General features: G+C 73.8%; 15 protein-coding genes. 12 read left to right on the top strand and 3 right to left on the bottom strand.

Translation table 11 applies throughout. The annotated features are described in order from the left end of the window. Nucleotides 1-106: 106 nt before the first annotated feature. The 12 genes from ACFXGI_RS30230 to ACFXGI_RS30175 all read left to right on the top strand — a co-directional run bounded on the left by ACFXGI_RS30230 (nt 107) and on the right by ACFXGI_RS30175 (nt 13271). Nucleotides 107-532: an NADPH-dependent F420 reductase gene (locus tag ACFXGI_RS30230; RefSeq protein ID WP_384713365.1), complete on the top strand. Its 426-nt coding sequence runs from the start codon at nt 107-109 to the stop codon at nt 530-532. Then, complete coding sequence (locus tag ACFXGI_RS30225) at nt 517-1101, top strand: (2Fe-2S)-binding protein (protein ID WP_384713362.1); 585 nt, start codon at nt 517-519, stop codon at nt 1099-1101. Before ACFXGI_RS30230 ends, ACFXGI_RS30225 begins: the two co-directional genes overlap by 16 nt. 5 nt (nt 1102-1106) lie before the next feature. After that, entirely contained in the window at nt 1107-3512 is a 2406-nt protein-coding gene (locus ACFXGI_RS30220; protein WP_384713359.1) for a xanthine dehydrogenase family protein molybdopterin-binding subunit, read from the top strand. Then, nucleotides 3509-4333, top strand: a complete 825-nt coding sequence (locus tag ACFXGI_RS30215; protein WP_384713356.1) for an FAD binding domain-containing protein — start codon at nt 3509-3511, stop codon at nt 4331-4333. Before ACFXGI_RS30220 ends, ACFXGI_RS30215 begins: the two co-directional genes overlap by 4 nt. 25 nt (nt 4334-4358) lie before the next feature. Beyond that, nucleotides 4359-5621: an MFS transporter gene (locus ACFXGI_RS30210; RefSeq protein WP_384713353.1), complete on the top strand. Its 1263-nt coding sequence runs from the start codon at nt 4359-4361 to the stop codon at nt 5619-5621. Next, nucleotides 5618-7120, top strand: coding sequence for an ATP-binding protein (locus tag ACFXGI_RS30205; RefSeq protein WP_384713350.1), 1503 nt, complete (start codon nt 5618-5620; stop codon nt 7118-7120). The genes ACFXGI_RS30210 and ACFXGI_RS30205 overlap by 4 nt, the downstream gene beginning before the upstream one ends. 12 nt (nt 7121-7132) lie before the next feature. After that, nucleotides 7133-7474 (top strand): nuclear transport factor 2 family protein, encoded by a 342-nt coding sequence (locus tag ACFXGI_RS30200; protein ID WP_384713347.1) that lies wholly within the window; start codon nt 7133-7135, stop codon nt 7472-7474. Nucleotides 7475-7602: 128 nt separating this feature from the next. Then, entirely contained in the window at nt 7603-8250 is a 648-nt protein-coding gene (locus ACFXGI_RS30195; protein WP_030871732.1) for a TMEM175 family protein, read from the top strand. Nucleotides 8251-8321: 71 nt separating this feature from the next. Further along, complete coding sequence (locus ACFXGI_RS30190; protein ID WP_384713344.1) at nt 8322-9647, top strand: IS701 family transposase; 1326 nt, start codon at nt 8322-8324, stop codon at nt 9645-9647. Then, the gene (locus ACFXGI_RS30185) at nt 9647-10786 is read left to right on the top strand and encodes an XdhC family protein (RefSeq protein WP_384713341.1); all 1140 of its coding nucleotides are present in this window, start codon (nt 9647-9649) and stop codon (nt 10784-10786) included. The genes ACFXGI_RS30190 and ACFXGI_RS30185 overlap by 1 nt, the downstream gene beginning before the upstream one ends. Nucleotides 10787-10931: 145 nt before the next feature. After that, the gene (locus tag ACFXGI_RS30180; protein WP_384713439.1) at nt 10932-12395 is read left to right on the top strand and encodes a GuaB1 family IMP dehydrogenase-related protein; all 1464 of its coding nucleotides are present in this window, start codon (nt 10932-10934) and stop codon (nt 12393-12395) included. A gap of 288 nt (nt 12396-12683) precedes the next feature. After that, complete coding sequence (locus ACFXGI_RS30175) at nt 12684-13271, top strand: sigma-70 family RNA polymerase sigma factor (protein ID WP_384713338.1); 588 nt, start codon at nt 12684-12686, stop codon at nt 13269-13271. On the opposite strand, the gene ACFXGI_RS30170 is transcribed toward ACFXGI_RS30175, so the two are convergent. The 3 genes from ACFXGI_RS30170 to ACFXGI_RS30160 form a co-directional block, all read right to left on the bottom strand. Then, nucleotides 13205-16159 carry a LuxR C-terminal-related transcriptional regulator gene (locus ACFXGI_RS30170; RefSeq protein WP_384713336.1) on the bottom strand — a complete coding sequence of 985 codons (2955 nt, stop codon included), beginning with the start codon at nt 16157-16159 and terminating at the stop codon, nt 13205-13207. The genes ACFXGI_RS30175 and ACFXGI_RS30170 overlap by 67 nt on opposite strands. Before the next feature lie 94 nt (nt 16160-16253). Then, nucleotides 16254-17489 (bottom strand): histidine kinase, encoded by a 1236-nt coding sequence (locus tag ACFXGI_RS30165; RefSeq protein WP_384713333.1) that lies wholly within the window; start codon nt 17487-17489, stop codon nt 16254-16256. Further along, complete coding sequence (locus ACFXGI_RS30160; RefSeq protein WP_384713330.1) at nt 17486-19270, bottom strand: cation acetate symporter; 1785 nt, start codon at nt 19268-19270, stop codon at nt 17486-17488. Before ACFXGI_RS30160 ends, ACFXGI_RS30165 begins: the two co-directional genes overlap by 4 nt. Nucleotides 19271-19296 lie beyond the last annotated feature (26 nt).

The raw sequence follows: 19296 nt of genomic DNA, 5'->3' as shown, positions 1-19296 counted from the left end.
GCCCACCGCCGGGGCCCCCGGTCCGTTGGCCCCCTACCGGGCCTAAGGGGGCGGGGGGCCGCCGGCGGCCCACCCCCCGGGGCCCGCCGCCCAGGCCGAACTGCTGGTGCTGATGGTGCCGTACGCGAGCATCCAGGGGCTCCTGCCGTCCACGGCCGTACAGGACAAGGTGCTGGTGGACGCCACGAACGCGTTCAGCGGCGGCGGCAAGCCCCTGGACCTGGGAGGCCGCGCCTCCAGCGAACCGGTCGCCGAGTGGTATCCCGGCGCCCGGGTCGTGAAATCCCTGAACACCATGCATTTCGAGACACTCGCCGTCGCTGGCAGGTTCGAGGGCGAACGCCTGGCCCATTTCACGGCGGGCGACGACGAGAAGGCGAAGGAAATCGTCGCGGGAATCATCGCGGATTTGGGATTCGCGCCCGTCGACACCGGCTCGCTGCACTCCGGGGGAATTCTCCAGCAGCCCGGCGGGCCCCTTTTCAACCGGCCGCTCACGGAAGCGCAGGCGCTGGCATGGATCTCTCACTGAACGTGAACGGAAGACCCGAGCAGTTCTCGGCCGAGCCGAACGAACTGCTGGTGGAACGGCTCCGCGACGGCCTCGGGCTGACCGGCACCAAGGTCGGCTGCGACACCGGCCAGTGCGGCACCTGCGTCGTCCAGCTCGACGGACGCTCCGTCAAGAGCTGCCTGATCCTCACCGCGTCGGCCGCCGGCTCCCGGGTGACCACCATCGAGGGGGTCACCACGCGCGGCGGCGAACTCAGCGGCCTCCAGGAGGCCCTGCGCCAGGAACACGGGACCCAGTGCGGGTTCTGCACCCCCGGCATGGTGATGGCCCTCGGCGAACTCGTCGAGAACACCGCGGACCGCGAGGCACCCACCGAGCCCGAGATCCGCGAGTGGCTCACCGGCAACCTGTGCCGCTGCACCGGCTACCACAGCGTCGTACGGGGCGTGCAGCGCGCCTGCTCCGCCGCCCGGACCGAGATACCCGAGGAGATCAGCGGGAGCGACGCCGTCTCCGCGTCCGCCGGACCCGGGCCCGTGTCCGAGCCGGCGTCCGTGTCCGCCTCCGCGTCCGGCCAGGAGGGGTGAGGGAGATGACCGCAGTGACGGGGGAGGCACCCCTCCAGGGATCGGGCCTGCTCGGGCAGCCGCTGGACGCCCGCGAGGATCCGCAGCTGCTGCGCGGCGAGGCCACGTACGTGGCCGACATCGACCTGCCGGGCACCGCCCACATGGCGATCCTCGGCAGCCCGGTGGCCCACGCGAAGATCCTCTCCATCGAGACCAAGGCCGCGGAGCAGATGCCCGGCGTGCTGAAGGTGGCCACGGCGGCCGACTTCGCCGACGTGATGCCGCTGCCCTGCATCTGGATCCCCGGCGGGGTCGAGAGCCACTTCCCGCCCCACCCGTACGGACTTCCCGGCGCCCGCCCGGTCCTGACCGGCGACGCCGTCCGGCACGTCGGCGACCCGATCGCCGTGGTCGTCGCCGAGACCCCGCGCCAGGCCGCCGCCGCGCTGGCCGCCATCGCCGTCGAGTACGAACCGCTGCCCGTGGTCACCCGGGCCGACGCGGCACTCGCCGAAGGCGCACCCCAGCTGCACGAGGCCGTACCGGGCAACCTGAACGCGTACTGGACCTGCGGCGACAAGGACCGCACGGAAGCGGCCCTCGCCGAGGCCGAGGTCAAGGTGGAGCTGGACCTGGTCAACCAGCGCACGATCAACAGCCCCATCGAGCCGCGCGGGGCCGTCGGCGACTACAACGCCGCCACCGACGAGTACACGCTCTACGCCTCCACCCAGGGCCCGCACAACCACCGGTTCCTGCTCGCCGCACTGGTCCTCGGCATCCCGTTCAACAAACTCCGGGTGATCGCCCCGACCGTCGGCGGCAGCTTCGGCACCAAGGGGTACCTGTACCCCGACATGGCGCTGGTCCTGCTGCTCTCCAAGGCGCTCGGCCGGCCCGTGAAGTGGGTGGACACCCGCACCGGCCTGATGAACTCCACCGTCCAGGGCCGCGACCACCGCCAGCACGTGGTGCTCGCCGGCACCCGCGACGGCCGGATGACCGGGCTGTGGGCCACCAGCTACGCCAACCTCGGCGCGTACCCCTCCACCATCGGCCCCGGTGTCGCGACCGCCCTGATGGGACGCTCCATCAGCGGCATGTACGACATCCCGGCGGCCTTCTGCGAGGTGTACGCCGCCTTCACCAACACCGTCTCGCTCGGCGCCCAGCGCGGCAGCGGGCGTGCCGAGGCGGCCTTCCTGATGGAGCGGCTCGTCGACCGGTTCGCCTCCGAGATCGGCATGGACCCGGCCTCCGTCCGGCGCAAGAACCTGGTGCCGAACGAGAAGTTCCCGTACGACAACGGCCTCGGCTGGACGTACGACTCCGGGGACTACCGGCTGAACTTCGACAAGGCGATGGAGCTGTCCGGCTACGCCGACATGCCCGCCCGCAAGGCCGAAGCCCGCACCCGCGGCAAGCGGCTCGGCGTGGGCATCGCCACCTACGTCGCGATCTGCGGGGTCGGCCCCTCCACCCGGATGTCGAAGGAGGGCATGCTCGGAGGCACCTGGGAGAGCGCGAACATCCGCGTCCACCCGACCGGCGAGGTCACCGTCACCGTCGGCTCCGCCTCCACCGGCCAGAGCCACCACACGGTCTTCGCGCAGGTCGCCGCCGACGAGCTCGAGATCGACCCGGCCCTGGTCCAGGTGTACGAGGGCGACACGCTCAAGGCCCCGTACGGGCAGGGCACGTACGGATCGCGCTCCTACAGCATGGCCGCGCCCGCCGTCGCCCTCACGGCCCGGAAGGTCAAGGCCAAGCTGGTCAAGGCCGGGGCCGTGTTCCTCGGAGTCCCCGAGGAGAAGGTCGTCTACGCGGGCGGGAAGGTCTACGAGGAGGGCAACGAGGAGAACGCCAAGACCTTCTCCGAGATGGCGATGGCCATGTGGTACGGCTGGGGGCTGCCCCACGAGATCGAACCCGCCATCGACGAGACCACCCACTTCGACCCGCCGGACTTCAACTACCCCTTCGGCACGCACGTCGCGGTCGTCGAGGTCGACGAACTCACCGGCGAGACCGCCGTGGTGGCGTACACAGCCGTCGACGACGCCGGCCACATCGGCAACCCGAAGATCGTCCTCGGACAGATCGAGGGCAGCATCACGCACGGCCTGGGCCAGGCGCTGATGGAGGCCGCCGTATACGACGAACAGGGGCAGCTGCTCAGCTCCGACCTGACGAAGTACGCCCTGCCGCGCGCCGCGGACGTGCCGTTCTTCACGCTCGGCAAGACGACCACGCCCACCCCGCACAACCCGCTGGGCGCCAAGGGCGCCGGCGAGATCGCCACCGTCCCGCCCGCCGCCGCCGTCGTCAACGCGGTCGTCGACGCCCTGTCCGACCTGGGCGTACGGCACATCGACATGCCGCTCACCCCCGAGAAGGTCTGGCGCCGCCTGAGAGGGGAAGCCCAGTGATCCTCGCCGAGTTCGACTACGTCCGGCCCGTCGGCCTCGAAGAGGCCCTGACCCTGCTCTCCGGCACCCGGGGCTCCCGGGTGCTGGCCGGCGGCCAGAGCCTGCTGCCAGGGCTGCGCACCGGGCAGGACACCGCCCGGCTGCTCGTCGACGTACGCCACCTCGAAGAGCTCCGCGGCATCGAGCGGACGGCCGACGGGATCCGGATCGGCGCGCTGACCACGCTCGCCGAGCTGGCCACCCACGCGGTGGTCCTCGCCGAGGCGCCGGAGGTGGCGGCCGCCGCCCGGGCCAACGGGGACCCCCAGGTCCGCAACCTCGGCACGGCCGGCGGGAACCTCGCCGCCCAAGGGCGCGCCACCGACCTGCCGGTCGCGGCCATCGCCGCGGACGCCGAGGTCGAACTGGCCGGACCCGGCGGGCGGTGGACCGTGCCCGCCGAGGAGTTCGCGGTCAGCGGGGCGCCGGCCGCGGCCGTGGTCACCGCACTGCTGATGCCCGCCGCCGGGCGGGCCGCCGCCTTCGAGAAGACCGCCGACCGCGCCACCCGCTACCCGGTGTGCGCCACCGCCGTACGGATCACCCCCGGCGGGCCGCGCATCGCGGTCACCGGGGCCACCGCCCATCCGCTGCGGCTGCGCGGGGTCGAAGAGCGGCTGCGCGGGGGCCCGTACACGACCGAGGCCGTGCTCGCGGCCTTCCGCGCCGAGCCCAGGGAGCTGTTCGTCCCCGGGCGCGGCACCTCGGCCGAGTACCTCGGCCACCTCGCGGGGGTGCTCGCCGCCCGCGCGCTGCAGAGGGCAGACCAGGCCCTCGCCTGACCGCCCACCACGGGGAGTTGACGCAGTGGCCGAATTGTCCAGGACGACCACGGGGGTTCCGGCCGGGCCGGCCGCCCAGGCGGCCGCGGCCCCCAGAGGCTCCGGCTTCTGGGTGGTCGGGGCGGTGCTCGTCCTGCTGATGCTCTCCTCGTCCGTACCCTCCGCCCTCTACGTGCTCTACCAGCAGAGGTGGGGCCTGTCCTCCGGCATGATCACGGTGGTCTTCGCCCTGTACGCGGTCACCGTGCTGATCGGGCTCCTGCTGTTCGGGTCCCTCTCGGACACCCTGGGCCGGCGCCCCGTGCTGGGCGTCGGCCTGGTCCTGGCGATCGTCTCCATGGGATTGTTCGCCGGGGCCCAGGGGCTCGGGCTGCTGCTCGCCGCCCGCGCCGTACAGGGGCTCGCGGTGGGCCTGGCCACCGGGGCCATGGGCGCCGCCCTGCTCGAACTCGCCCCGCGCTCACGGCCGGCGCTCGGCGCCCAGGTCAACAGCGCGGGGCCGACGGTGGGCATCGGGCTCGGCGGGATCGGGGCCGGGCTGCTCGTCCAGTACGCGCCCGCCCCGACCGTGCTCAGCTACCTGCTGCTGATCGCCGCCTTCGCGGTGACGCTGGTGGGGGTGTTCAGGATGCGTGAGAGCGCTCCCGAGGCCCGCGCCGGCGGCCGGATGCGCATCAGCGCACGCCGGATCCACGTCCCGCCCGCCGTACGGGGCCGGTTCGCGGTCCTCGTCCTGACCATCGTCGCCGTCTGGTCGGTCGGCGGCTTCTACCTCTCGCTCGGGCCGCATCTGGCCCTCTCGCTGCTCGGCAGCTCCAACTACCTGGTCGGCGGGGCCACCGTGGCCCTGCTCGCGGGCGCCGCCACCGCGGCCCAGCTGCTGCTGGGCCGCGTCGAGGCCCTGCGCACCGCGGTCCTCGGCCTGTGCGGGCTGCTGACCGGGCTGGGCCTGGTCCTGCTCGCGCTGGGCCTGCGCTCGGCCCCCGTGTTCCTCGTGGGGACCGCAGTCCTGGGCGGCGGCTGGGGGGCGGCGTTCCTCGGCTCCTTCCGGGCGCTGAGCTCGCTCGCCGAACCGGCGCACCGGGGCGAACTGACCGCCGCCGTCTACGTCTTCGCGTACCTCGCGATGAGCGTGCCGGCGGTGCTCGCCGGAATGCTCACCAACATCCACGGTCTGCACCGCACCTCGGTCGGCTTCATGGCCGCCGTCGCCGGGGTGTGCGCGCTGGCCCTGTTCGTCACGCTGCGGCTGGCCGCCCGCACCCGGGCCGAAGGGAGCACGACATGAAGGCTGCCGACATGGACGCCGCCGAGCTGCGGTCGGCCCTGCTCGGGCTGGAGATCTTCGCCGGGCTCACCGAGGACCAGCTAGACTGGCTGGTCTCCGTTTCCGAGCCCCGGGTCCTCGGCGACGGGGAGGTCCTGTTCCGGGACGGCGAGGAGGCCTCCGGCTTCCACGTCCTGCTCGCGGGCGGGCTGGTCGTCACCAAGGTCGTCGACGGCAGGGAGGAGGTGCTGACGCGGCACTCCACCGAGGAGGAGAGCGTCGCCGCCGAGGAGCACGACGGGAAGCCGTCCGCCGCGCACCGCTTCACCGGCGAGCTGCCGCTGCTGACGGACGGGGCGTACGTGGCCACCGCCGCGGCGAGCGGGCCGGCGACCACCGTCGTCGCGTACCCGAAGCCGGTCTTCTTCGAGATGCTGACCCGCTGCCACGGGGTGGCGGCCGTCCTGATCCCGGTGCTGGCCTGGCGGATCAAGTCCTCGGAGGTGCAGGCCCGCAAGCGGGCCACCGTCGAGGCGCTCGGCACCCTGGCCGCCGGCCTCGCGCACGAGCTGAACAACCCGGCGGCCGCCGTGGCCCGGGCCGCGCAGGAGCTGGCGCCGGCCCTGGAGGGCCTCACGAGGACCGCACAGGCCTGGGGCGCCGCGGCCACGGGCGCGGAGCGCGCCGTGTTCGACCGGCTGGCCGAGGAGCTCGACAAGCTGCCGCCGCCGGTCACCACCGACCCGTTCGCCCAGGCCGACGCCGAGGAGGAGATCGCCGACTGGGCCGAGGAGGCGGGCACCGAGCGGCCCGGGCTGCTCGGCTCGGGGATCTCGGACCTCGGGCTGGAACTGGGCTGGCTGCTGGAGCGGCTGGAAGGGGTCGGCGAGCCGGCCCTGCCCGCCGCCCTGGACCATCTGGGGGCCCTGCTGGAGATCCGCTCGCTCGCCGCGGAACTGCGCGCCGCCGGCCCCAGGATCTCCCAACTCGTCGCCGCCACCCGGGATTACGCCAATCTCGACCGGGCACCCGAACAGCGCTTCGCGGTGGCCGACGGGATCGAGAACACGCTGGTCGTCCTGCGTGCGAAGCTCGCCGGGATCACCATCGTGCGTGCGTACGAACCGGACCTGCCCGAACTGACGGGCTATCCGAGCGAGTTGAACCAGGTGTGGACCAACCTGGTCGACAACGCGGCCGAGGCCATGGAGGGCGCCGGCACCCTCACCCTGCGGGTGCGCGCCGAAGGCGTGTGCCTGGTCGTGGAGATCACCGACACCGGGCGGGGCATCCCCGAGGACTCCCTGCCGCGGATCTTCGAGCCCTTCTACACGACCAAGGACGTGGGGAAGGGCACGGGCCTCGGACTGCACCTCAGCTACCGCATCGTGACCCAGCGCCACCACGGATCCATCACCGCGCGCTCGCGTCCCGGCGAGACCCGGATGGTCGTCCGGCTGCCGCTCACCGCGGCCGCCGCCTGCGCCGAAACACCTGATGAACCCACCTCCACCCACTGAAACGGAGTCGACATGGCCACGTACGACCTCTCCAAGCTCCACCCGGTGTTCGTCCGCCAGATGGAGGCGCTGGCCGCCCTGGACATCGAGGCGGTCATGAAGAACTACACCGACGACGCGGTGCTGTTGCGCTTCGAGGGGGTCTCCGTCGGCATCGAAGCCGTGCGCGAGACGTTCACGGGCTACCTGACCGTGAAGCCGACCCTGGTGGAGCTCCAGGAGTACATCGAGACCGAGGACACGATCTTCTACCGCGCGATCATGAACCTGAACGGCGAGCCGGAGCACGCGTTCGGGACACTCGTGGTCCGCGATGGCCGGATCTGGCGCCAGACCGCCGGTTTCGGCGGCTGACCGGCGATATCTGGGTAGCGTGTGCGGGGAGGGCGAAGGCAGCGCCCTCCCCGTACGTACAAGCCCCTCCGGCGACAGGGACGGCGCCGGTCGGAAGGCTTGGGTTGTGAAATGGCAAAGGGGAGGTCATGGAACGCGAAACCGGGCGTGTCGAGGCATTCAGTGACGGTGTATTCGCCATCGTCATCACGATTCTTGTTCTGGAACTCAAGGTTCCGGAGGAAAAAGGATCTGACTTCTGGCACGGGGTGGCGGAGCAGTGGCCGCACTATGCCGCATACGTGGTGAGTTTCCTCATCATCGGTGTGATGTGGGTGAATCACCACACCATCTTCAGTCACCTGAAGCGGGTCGACCGGCCGCTGTTGTTCCTGAATCTCCTGGTGCTGATGGTGGTGTCGGTGATTCCCTACACCACCACCGTGCTGGCCGAGCACCTCGTCGAAGAGGGCGGCTCCGCCAACGCCGCCGCGGTCCTCTACAGTTCGGTCACCGTCGCCTACGCGCTGGCGTTCCTGGCCTTCTGGTGGTACGTCACACGGGTCGGCCACCTGTTCCACGAGCGGGTGGACAAGGACGGCGCCCGGGCCACCCGCGTGCGCTTCGGTCTCGGCGCCGTGGCCTACCCCTTGACCGTTCTCCTGTCCTTCTTCTCCGCTCCCCTCACTCTCGCCGCACACTTCCTGATCGCTCTCTACTATGCGGCGAACCAGATCCCCATCCCCCTCGTGGTAGAAGAAGAGCGGCTCGAATCTGTGAGCGACCTCAGGAAGTAGCCGCCGGGGCCTACGGCCGTTCTGTACGGTCAAGTAGGGTATTGGATCTAGTGGTCGCGGGGGAGGCCCAGATGGCTCGCGTAGTCACGCCGGAGGATTCCACGAAGGAAATCTCCGAATTGATCGACGTCCTGATCTCTCTTTTCTTCGAATCCTTACCCCGGCGGGACCAGCGAAACTGGGCCCGCGTTTATCTCAACGGCCTGGTGCGGACCAGTGGGAAGAAAACGATCCGTAACATCGCCGGAACAGGCGCCAGTTCCGTCGAGCAGAGCCTCCAGCAGTTCATCAGCAAGTCCCCCTGGGACTGGACCCCGGTGCGCCGCTCCCTCGCCCAGTACCTCGAGCGCACCGCCCAGCGCCCGCTGGCCTGGGTGGTCCAGCCCATGGTCATCGAGAAGGCCGGCGACCGCTCCGTCGGGGTCGGCCGCCAGTTCGTCCCCCAGCTGGGTCGCACCGCCAACTGCCAGCAGGCCAGCGGCATCTGGCTGGCCTCCAGCGAAGCCGGCTTCCCCGTCGAATGGACCCTCACCCTCCCGGGGCCCTGGACGAACGAGCTGATGCGCCGCCGGCGGGCCGGCATCCCCGACACCGCCCGCTCCCTCACCCCCGCCCTGGACGCCGTACACGCCGTCCAGCGGATGGCCGCCACCTGGCAACTCCAGCGCCGGCCCGTGGTGATGGAGGTCGCCAACACCGACATCCCGCAGAGCATCGAGTCCTTCGCCCTGCAGGACATCCCCTTCGTCTTCAAGGTCGACGGCTCGCTGCCCGTCTCCTTCGGCGGGGCCGGCCGGCACAAGCCCGGACCGCATACCGCCCCCGCCCGCGAACTCATCGACTCCCTGCGCTCCCAGCGGCGCGTCGTCGAATGGACCCGGCACGGCCGGGCCGAAGGGGCAGTGACCCTGCTGACCTCGGCCGCCATCCTTGCGACCCCCGGCGAGGACCGCCCCGTACCGATGCCGCCCACCCCGCTGCTGCTCGTCGGCGCCTGGACCGAGGCGGCCCTGCTGCCCTCCGAGTTCTGGATCACCAACATCGGGGACCGGCCGCTGGCCCAGCTCTTCCTGCTCGCCAAACTCACCGACCGGGTATCCCTCGATTTCACCGAGACCTGCGAACCCGTAGGCATCCGTGATTTCGAGGGCCGCTCCTTCCGTGGCTGGCACCACCACGCCACGCTCGCGAGCGTCGCCCACGCGTCGAAGCTGCTCAGCGCCCGCGGCCGGGTCCCCGACGGATTCCCCGGCCCCGCCCGGCCCGCGATCGGCGGGGCTCCGGCTCCCCGCCCGCGCACCGCGGCGCCCGGTCCCGTCCCGCGGACCGGGCCGCCCGTGCTGCCGCCGCGGCCGCTGATCCCCGGCCAGAGCGCGAGACGCGAGTACATCCGCTGATGCTCGACATCGCCGAGGAACTACGCGCGTGGTGTGCCGCGCACAGGGAATTCGCCCTGGCCACCGTGGTCGCCGTCACCGGGAGCGCGCCGCGCGGACCGGGCGCCTCCCTCGCCGTCGACGCGGGCGGCACCGCCCTGGGCTCCCTGTCCGGCGGCTGCGTGGAATCCGCCGTGCACGAGCTCTGCCTCGACGCCATCACCTCCGGCGAAGGCGGGGTGCACCGCTTCGGATACAGCGACGACGACGCCTTCGCCGTCGGCCTGACCTGCGGGGGAGTGCTGGACGTGCTCGTCACCCCGGTGCGCGGGCACGACCCGGTCCGGCCCGTCCTCGGCGCCGTCCTGGAGGCCGCCGCCGGCGGGGCCCGGGCCGCGCTGGCCCGGGTGGTCTCCGGCCCGCCGCCGCAGCTCGGCCGGGCCCTCGCCGTCCACCCGGACGGATCCTACGAGGGCTGCCTGGGCGGGGGCGCGGCCCTGGACCGGGCCGCCGCCGTGCACGTACGGGACCTGCTGCTGGCCGGGCGGACCGGTACCGCCGAACTCGGCACCGCGGGCGGGCTGTGCGGGCAGCCGCTGACGCTGCTGGTCGAATCCGCCGCCGAACCGCCCCGGCTGATCGTCTACGGGGCCATCGACTTCGCCGCCGCCCTCGCCCGGATCGGGGCCTTCCTGGGGCACCGGGTCACCGTCTGCGACGCCCGGCCCGTCTTCGCGACGCCCGCCCGCTTCCCCGACGCCGACGAGGTGGTCGTGGACTGGCCGCACCGGCACCTGGCCGCGGAATGGGAGGCGGGCCGGGTGGACTCCCGTACGGCGGTCTGCGTCCTGACCCACGACGCCAAGTTCGACGTACCGCTGCTGGCCCTCGCCCTGCGGATGCCCCTCGGCTACGTCGGGGCCATGGGATCGCGGCGCACGCACGCCGAGCGCGAGCGGCGGCTGCGCGACGAGGGGGTGCCACCGGCCGCGCTCGCCCGGTTGCGCTCGCCCATAGGACTGGATCTCGGCGGTGCCACGCCCGAGGAGACGGCCCTGTCGATCGCGGCCGAGTTCACCGCGGCCCGGTACGGAGGATCGGTCCTGCCCCTGGCGCACCGGCCCGGTCCGGTGCATCGTGAGAGGACCAAGGTCCCCTGACAACGGCCGACCGTCCCGTAGGAACAGACCACAGGGCCCGGTGTGTCCTGGACGATCAGCCCGGGCGGCATTGATGCCGGGCCGTGGGAGAATGAAGTACGTGCGTTTCCTCGGCCGCCCGCCGGGGCCGCAGCCGGATCCTTCGATCGACTGGGATGTTCAGCACGTGCGTTTCCTCAATGACCAGAAGCCGCCGTACGACCTGACGTACGACGATGTGTTCATGGTGCCGAGCCGCTCCGCGGTCGGTTCCCGCCAGGCCGTGGACCTCTCCTCGCCCGACGGCACCGGCACCACCATTCCGCTCGTCGTGGCGAACATGACCGCCATCGCGGGCCGCCGCATGGCCGAGACGGTCGCCCGCCGCGGCGGCATCGTGGTCATCCCGCAGGACATCCCGATCGAGGTCGTCACCGACGTCATCTCCTGGGTGAAGACCCGCCACCACGTGCTCGACACCCCGATCACGCTGGCGCCCACCCAGACCGTCGCCGACGCGCTGTCCCTGCTGCCCAAGCGGGCCCACGGCGCCGGTGTGGTCGTCGACGCCGACGGCCGCCCGGTCGGTGTCGTCACCGACCACGACCTGACCGGCGTGGACCGCTTCACCCAGCTCTCCGAGGTCATGTCGAAGGAGCTCCTGCTCATCGACGCCGACATCGACCCCCGCGAGGCCTTCAACAAGCTCGACGCCGGCCACCGCAAGCTGGCCCCCGCCGTCGACAAGGACGGCAGGCTCGTCGGCCTCCTCACCCGCAAGGGCGCGCTGCGCGCGACCCTCTACACCCCGGCGACCGACGCCGAGGGCAAGCTGCGCATCGCCGCGGCCGTCGGCATCAACGGCGACTTCGTGCAGAAGGCCAAGCAGCTGCTCGACGCGGGCGTGGACACGCTCGTCATCGACACGGCCCACGGCCACCAGGAGTCGATGATCAACGCGATCAGGGCCGTGCGCGCGCTGGACCCGCAGGTCCCGATCGTGGCGGGCAACATCGTGGCCGCCGAGGGCGTCAAGGACCTCATCGAGGCCGGCGCGGACATCATCAAGGTCGGTGTGGGCCCCGGCGCCATGTGCACCACCCGCATGATGACCGGTGTGGGCCGCCCGCAGTTCTCCGCGGTGCTGGAGTGCGCGGCGGAGGCGAAGAAGTACGGCAAGCACGTGTGGGCCGACGGCGGCGTCCGCCACCCGCGCGACGTGGCGATGGCGCTGGCCGCCGGCGCGTCGAACGTGATGATCGGCTCCTGGTTCGCGGGGACGTACGAGTCCCCGGGCGACCTGCAGCAGTCCGCCGACGGGCGCTTCTACAAGGAGTCGTTCGGCATGGCGTCGGCGCGCGCCGTGCAGAACCGCACCTCCGAGGAGTCCGCGTACGACCGGGCCCGCAAGGGCCTGTTCGAGGAGGGCATCTCCACCTCGCGGATGTTCCTGGACCCGGCCCGTCCGGGCGTCGAGGACCTGATCGACTCGATCATCGCGGGCGTCCGCTCCTCCTGCACCTACGCGGGCGCGGGCTCCCTCGCGGAGTTCGAGGAGAACGCCGTGGTCGGCGTCCAGTCGGCAGCCGGCTACGCCGAGGGCAAGCCCCTCCACGCCAGCTGGAGCTAGGTCGTTTCGTCGAAGTCCCGTCTGGTCGGCGGGGCCGCCCTTCCGGGCGGCCGACGCCACTTCGACGGCACTCCCCAGTTCCCGCTTTCCCGGTGGCCCCGGGCCCGTCCTCCGCGGACGTGGCCCGGGGCCACCGGCGTGTCCGGGAGACCGTTCGGCGAACCGTTCGACCGGTCGGCGCAGGTGGCGGGCGGATACGCCATGCGGCGGATAACTCCGGGCGCCGGGTCCGTCACGCTCGGGTCATCCGACCCGGAACGATCCGGAACGACCCGGAAGGGGCACCCCGTGACCGCGACCCTCTGCCGCCGCACCGACGCCCACGCCCTCGCCCTCGCGCGACTGCACCGCGAACACGGCACCTCCCTCTACGGCTTCCTCCTCGGTCTCACCTTCGGCGACCGGCACCGAGCCGAGGACCTCCTCCAGGAGACGTTCTTCCGCGCCTGGAAACACCCCGAGGTACTGGAGAGCGGCCATGCCTCCATGCGCCCCTGGCTCTACACCGTCGGCCGGCGTCTCGCCATCGACGCCCGGCGGGCCCGCCTGGTCCGCCCCGCCGAGGTCGGCCCCGACGCCCTCGACACCCACGCGCCGGTCGCCGACGACGGCACCGAGCAGGCCGTCACCGCCCTCGACGTCCGCGACGCGCTGAGATCACTCAGCCCCGAGCACCGGGCGGTGCTCGTGCAGATCCACTTCCGCGGGGCGTCGGTCTGCGAGGCCGCCCAGGCGCTCGGAGTCCCCGCCGGGACCGTCAAGTCCCGTACGTACTACGCCCTGCGGGCCCTCCGCGAGGCCCTGCCCGGCTACGGCCCGGGCCCCGCCGCCGGGCCCGGCGGCGCCTGCGGCCCCGGCCGCCGCGCCGCCGCCTGAGCCGCCACCGCCGCCCGCGAGCGGACCTGGAGCTTCGCCAGGATGTGCGAGACGTGCGTCTGGACCGTCCGCGCGGACAGGAACAGGGCGCTCGCGATCTCCGGGTTCGAGCGGCCCTGCGCGACGAGCAGGGCCACCTTCAGCTCCGCCGGGGTCAGCGCCTCCCACCCGCTGGCCGCCCGCCGCCGCGCCGCGCGGCTGCCGCGCCGCACGCCCAGAGTCCGCAGCCGGGCGTCCGCCCGCGCGATGTCCCACCGTGCGCCCGGCACCTCGTACGCGGCCACCGCGTGCGCCAGCGCCGACCGCGCCGCCGCCAGCTCTCCGTGCCAGGCCCGGGCCACCGCCAGGTCCTCCCACGCGTGGCCCAGCACCAGCGGGCGCCCGCCGCGCTCCGCCCGCTCCAGCGCCTGCGCCAGCAGCCGCGGATCCTGGGCGAACAGGCCCTCGCAGCGCAGTAGCGCCAGCGCCGGGCCCGGGTACTCGGCCAGCGCCGCCGCCGTCCGCCCGCAGGCCGCCACGGCCGCCCGGGCCGTCGCCGTGTCCCCGCACTCCAGGGCCAGCCGGACGATCTCCGACAGCATCCAGGGGCGCTCGTACGCCCTCGCCTCGTCCGGGCCGTCCGCCAGCGCCGGCAGCAGCTCGCGCACCGCCTCGGCCGGACGGCCCGCCCGCTCCGCCAGCAGGGCCCGGGCCAGTAGGACGTGCCCGCCGTAGCGGCGTGCCGCCGGGGCCGCGAAAGCGTCCGGCGGGAGCAGCGCCAGCTCGGCCCGCGCCGCCTCGCGCTCGTCGCGGTGGCCCCGTACGAGAGCCCGCAGTCCGTGCACCACCACCGGAAGCCAGCCGTCCGAGACCGGCAGCCCGTCCGCCCGGGCCACCCCGGCGAGCGCCGCGTCCCAGTCGCCGAGCCGGTAGTGGAACTCGGCCTGCAGGGCCTCGGTCACCACCAGCCGCCCCGTCGAGCGGGTGGCGAGCGCCAGCTCCCGCGCCTCGCGCAGCGCCGCCGCCACGGGCTCCGGCTCGTCGAACCGCTCATGGCCCTCCGCCTGGTTGGCGAGGAGCAGCAGCCGCATGTCGTTGGCCTCGGGGCCGCGCCGGGCCCAGGCGATCCCCTCGGCGACATGGCGCAGCGACTCCCGGCCGCGGCCCAGGTGGAACAGGACGAAGGCCATCGCGTGATGGGCCTCGGCCCCGCACAGCGGATCGCCCAGCCGGGCCGCCTCCGCCACCACCGGGACGGCCAGGACGTGGGCCTGCGCCGGGCAGCCCCGTTCGGCCAGGGCCAGGACCCGGCAGGCCTCCAGCCGCAGCCGGAGCGCGGGGGAGGGGACCCGCTCCGCCAGCGCGTCCTCGGTGACGGCCAGCGCCCGGGCCATGTCCCCCTCGATCATCAGCGCCGACACCAGCTTGAAGGCCAGCGCCGCCCGGGCCCCGGGATCCGCGGCCCGCCCGTGCAGGGCGGCCAGCAACTGCGCCGACTCGGGCCGGCGCAGCATCAGCGCGGCGTCCGCGAGGCTCCCCTCCAGGGCCTCCCGGTCCGCGCGGTCGGCCTGGCCGGCTGCCCGCTCCAGCAGTTCGACGGCCGCCGCGGGCGCCGCCGCGATCAGGGACTGCGCCGCATCCGCCAGCCAGCGCACCGCCCAGCGGTCCAACGCCCCGCCGGCGAGCGGCTGTTCGGCGGTCCGGGCCGGATCCCGTCCGGCCCCGGCGAGGGCGACGGCCGCCTCCTGGTGCAGGGCGGTGCGGGCGGGCCGGGGCAGCTCGGCGTACAGGGCCCGGCGCAGCGCGGGCTGCCGGAAGCGCAGCTGCTCGCCGGTGTCCTCCAACAGCCCGGCGAGCAGCGGCTCCTCCAGGTCGGCCAGTACCTCGCGGGCGGGCCTGGCCTGTACGAGGGCCAGCTCGCGCGGCGTGAAGGCCGGCCCGAGCAGCGCGGCGTGCCGCAGGGTGGTGTAGGCGGGGCGGGAGAGGTAGCCGAGGCCCCGGGGCAGGGATTCGGGGGGATCGGGCAACTCCTCCTCGGGGAGGGTGAGTTCGGCGACTCCGCCGCACTCCCGGTCGTCGCCCGGCGGTACGGGCCGCCCCGGCCGGCCTCCCGGGCCGTCGGCCGGCCGGTCTCCGCAGCCGTCCCCGCGGGTGTCTTTCGCATCCTCGCCCCGGCGGGGTTCCCGGCCGTCGCGGGTGATCTCGATGAACCCGGCCCACTGTGCGGTCAGCTCCCGCAGCAGCCGGGGATTGCCGCCGGCCTGCCGGGCGGCCTCCCACAGCCGCGGTCCCGGCTCCGCGCCCAGCATCCGGCGCAGCGCCCCGGCCGACTCCGGCCCGGTCAGCGGCTCCAGCCGTACGGTGTGCCCGCCCGGGCCCGTGCCCAGGTCGGCGCACAGCTGCTCCACCTCGGGGCGCCGGGGCAGCGGCCTCCGGGTCGCCGCGAGGAGCAGGGGCAGCCGGTCCGCCGACCGGCCCAGGCGCCGCCACAGCAGCAGGCTGGCCGGGTCCGCCCGGTGGAGGTCGTCCAGGACCAGCAGCAGCGGGCCCCGCGCGCACCACTCCTCGACCCCGGACACCAGCAGGTCCATGGCCGCGAGCCCCGCCCCGCCGCCCTGCTCGGCCCGCCGGGCCTCGCGGAGCAGGGCGATCACGGCCGCCCGGCCGGCGCCCCCGGGGTGCAGGCAGTCCAGCGCGGCCCGCAGCGGCAGCTCGGCCGTGAACGGGTCGGCGGCCCCGTAGCGCACCCGGCAGCCCAGCGCGGCCGCCTCGGCCAGCGCCTCGCGCACGTACGCCGTCCGGCCCGCGCCGGGCTCGCCCTCCACGATCAGGCGGCCGCCGCGGCCCCGGGCACCCCCGCGCACCCAGTCCCGCAACTCCTCGCGCCGCTGCTCCCGCCCGACCCGCACGTCGGCGAACCTCCCAGACTGTTCCCCGGCTGCCGCCGGGGGAGCCCCGGCAGTCGGTCCGCGCCGCTGCCAGGATGGCATGCCACGGGGCCGGTCAGTACCGGGGCGGCTGCGGCCCAGGCCCCGAACTGTGCACACCCGCACGGTATTTGGGTATGCGCAGGGAGATCTTCATGCCCGCGCCGACCCCCGTCTCGATCACCGGGCCGTACGCGTCCCCGTACACCTGCCGGATCCGCTCGTCCACGTTCGTCAGCCCGATGCCCGACGAGGAGCCGCCGCGCTCCCCGGCCAGGATCCGCCGCAGCACGGCCGGGTCCATGCCGACCCCGTTGTCCTCGATGGTGATGAGGGCCTCCGCGCCCGCGTCCCGGGCGGCGATGGTGATCAGGCACTCCTCGGTGGAGTCCTCCAGCCCGTGCTTGACGGCGTTCTCCACCAGCGGCTGCAGGCACAGGAACGGCAGTGCCACCGGCAGCACCTCGGGCGCCACCTGGAGGGTCACCTTCAGCCGGTCCCCGAACCTGGCCCCGGCCAGGGCCAGGTACTGCTCGATGGAGCGCAGCTCCTCGGCGAGCGTGGTGAACTCGCCGTGCCGGCGGAAGGAGTAGCGCGTGAAGTCGGCGAACTCCAGCAGCAGGTCCCGGGCCCGCTCGGGGTCGGTGCGGACGAACGAGGCGATCGCGGCGAGGGAGTTGAAGATGAAGTGCGGGGAGATCTGCGCGCGCAGCGCCTTGATCTCCGCCTCCATCAGGCGGGTGCGGGAGCGGTCCAGCTCGGAGAGCTCCAGCTGGACGGAGACCCAGCGGGCCACCTCCGTCGCGGCCCGCACGAGCACCGCCGACTCCCGCGAACCGTAGGCCACGAGCGCGCCGAGCACCCCGTCCTCGCCGGTGAGCGGGGCGAACACCGCCCATTTCAGCGGGCAGTCGGGGCGGGTGCACTCGGTCCGCACGCTCATGCTGCGGCCGGAGTCCAGCATGACGGCGACCCGTTCCATGGCCCGCCGCTCGTGGTGGTCGGCGCCCGGCCCGTCCCAGGCCAGCACGGACTGCCGGTCGGTGAGGCACAGGGCCTCCGTGCCCAGCAGCGAGCGCAGCCGCTTCGCGGCCTTGCGGGCGGCGTCCTCGGTGAGCCCGGCGCGCAGCGGGGGAGCGGCCAGCGAGGCGGTGTGCAGGGTGTGGAAGGTGGCCCGCTCCACCGGGGTGCCGAGGTCCGGGCCGGTGGCCCGGTTGCCGCGCCGGGCGTGCCGGCGGCCGCCGGCCCAGCCCAGGCCCAGCAGCAGCGCCGCACCGGCCACGGCCAGGGCCGCGAGCACCGCTCCGGTCACGGAGCACCGCCCGCGCGGGCGCCGGGACCGGGGCCGGTCGCGGACGCGGCGCCCGCCCCGGGATCCGTCCCCGCCCCCGTCACGCTCTCCGGCAGGTGCAGCCGGGCCAGCGTCGCCGCCGTCCCCGCCGGGATACGCGACCGGGTTGCCAACGATACGAGCACCATCGTCAGGAACCCCAGCGGTACCGACCACGCCGCCGGCCACGCCATCAGCGTGTGCACCCATCCCGCCGGGGGCAGCCCCGCCCGGGTCGCCAGCACCGCGCCCAGCGCCGCCCCGCCCCCGGTGACCAGGCCCGCCACCGCACCCGGCGGGGTCAGCCCGCGCCACCAGATGCCCAGCACCAGCAGCGGGCAGAAGGACGAGGCCGACACCGCGAAGGCCAGCCCCACCGCGTCCGCCACCGGCACGTCCGTCAGCAGCACGCTCCCGCCCAGCGGCACCAGCATCGCCACCAGCACCGCGATCCGGAACGTCCGCACCCCGCGCGTCGCCAGGACGTCCTGGTGCAGCACCCCGGCCACCGCCATCGTCAGCCCCGAAGCCGTCGACAGGAACGCCGCGAACGCGCCCCCGGCCACCAGCGCCCCCAGCAGATCGCCGAGCACGCCGCCCACCATCCGCTCCGGCAGCACCAGTACCGCCGCGTCCGCGTCCCCGGTCAGGGCGAGTTCCGGGGCGTAGGTCCGCCCGAGCACCCCGTACACCGGCGGCAGCAGGTAGAAGAAGCCGAGCAGCCCGAGCACCACCAGCGTGGTGCGGCGCGCGTCGCGGCCGTTCGGGCTCGTGTAGAAGCGCACCGCCACATGGGGCAGGCCCATCGTGCCGAGGAAGGTGGCCAGCACCAGCCCGTACGTCGCGTACAGGCCGAGCGCGGGCCGGCCCCCGTCCATCGGCCGGGACCAGCGGGGAGTCTTGCGCCCGGACGTCGCACGGGTCTGCGGAACCCGGGTGTCCGGGGCGAACTCCAGCCGCGCCCCGGCCCGTACGGAGTGCTGCCCGGGCGCCAGCGTCAGCGGGGCGGCCGTGTGGCCGTGCCCGTCCACCTGCCCCGTGACCTTCAGCGCGAGCGGCGCGTCCAGGGACAGCCGTACGTCCTCGGCCAGCGTGACGGCGGTGTGCTCGCGGAAGACCGCCGGCGCGTCGAAGGAGGCGCGCGGCGCCCCGTCCCCGGCCCAGGCGGCGAGCAGGAAGAAGGCGGGCACCAGCAGCGCGGTGAGCTTGAGCCAGTACTGGAAGGCCTGCACGAAGGTGATGCTCCGCATCCCGCCGGCCGCGACGGCCGCGGTCACCACGAACGCGACGACCACCCCGCCCACCCAGTGCGGGGCCCCGGTCAGGATCTCCAGGGTCAGCCCGGCGCCCTGGAGCTGCGGCAGCAGGTAGAGCCAGCCCACCCCGACCACGAACAGCACCGCGACCCGGCGCACCGCCTGCGACTCCAGCCGGGCCTCGGCGAAGTCGGGCAGCGTGTACGCCCCCGAGCGGCGCAGCGGGGCCGCCACCAGTGCCAGCAGCACCAGGTATCCGGCGGTGTACCCGACCGGGTACCAGAGCATCTCGGGCCCCTGCAGAAGCACCAGCCCGGCCACCCCGAGGAAGGAGGCCGCGGAGAGGTACTCCCCGCTGATCGCCGCCGCGTTGAGCCGGGGCCCCACCGTCCGCGAGGCGACGTAGAAGTCGGAGGTGGTCCGCGATATCCGCAGCCCCAGCGCGCCGACCAGCACCGTGACCAGGACGACGACGGTGACCGCGGTCAGCGCGTACGTCTGGTTCAAGGCTCGGTCCTCATCGCCCGGGGGAG

This window comes from Streptomyces sp. NPDC059355 (assembly GCF_042752335.1).
In the GTDB taxonomy this organism is placed as follows: Bacteria; Actinomycetota; Actinomycetes; order Streptomycetales; family Streptomycetaceae; genus Streptomyces.
The sequence above is the reverse complement of the archived record's forward strand: the minus strand, read 5'-3'. Positions and strand labels throughout refer to the sequence as shown.

What these genes read in the sequence shown, in the direction of transcription:
- ACFXGI_RS30225 (WP_384713362.1), top strand. Translation starts at nt 517, where the DNA reads ATGGATCTCTCACTGAACGTGAACGGAAGACCCGAGCAGTTCTCGGCC.
- ACFXGI_RS30220 (WP_384713359.1), top strand. Translation starts at nt 1,107, where the DNA reads ATGACCGCAGTGACGGGGGAGGCACCCCTCCAGGGATCGGGCCTGCTC.
- ACFXGI_RS30205 (WP_384713350.1), top strand. Translation starts at nt 5,618, where the DNA reads ATGAAGGCTGCCGACATGGACGCCGCCGAGCTGCGGTCGGCCCTGCTC.
- ACFXGI_RS30200 (WP_384713347.1), top strand. Translation starts at nt 7,133, where the DNA reads ATGGCCACGTACGACCTCTCCAAGCTCCACCCGGTGTTCGTCCGCCAG.
- ACFXGI_RS30195 (WP_030871732.1), top strand. Translation starts at nt 7,603, where the DNA reads ATGGAACGCGAAACCGGGCGTGTCGAGGCATTCAGTGACGGTGTATTC.
- ACFXGI_RS30190 (WP_384713344.1), top strand. Translation starts at nt 8,322, where the DNA reads ATGGCTCGCGTAGTCACGCCGGAGGATTCCACGAAGGAAATCTCCGAA.
- ACFXGI_RS30185 (WP_384713341.1), top strand. Translation starts at nt 9,647, where the DNA reads ATGCTCGACATCGCCGAGGAACTACGCGCGTGGTGTGCCGCGCACAGG.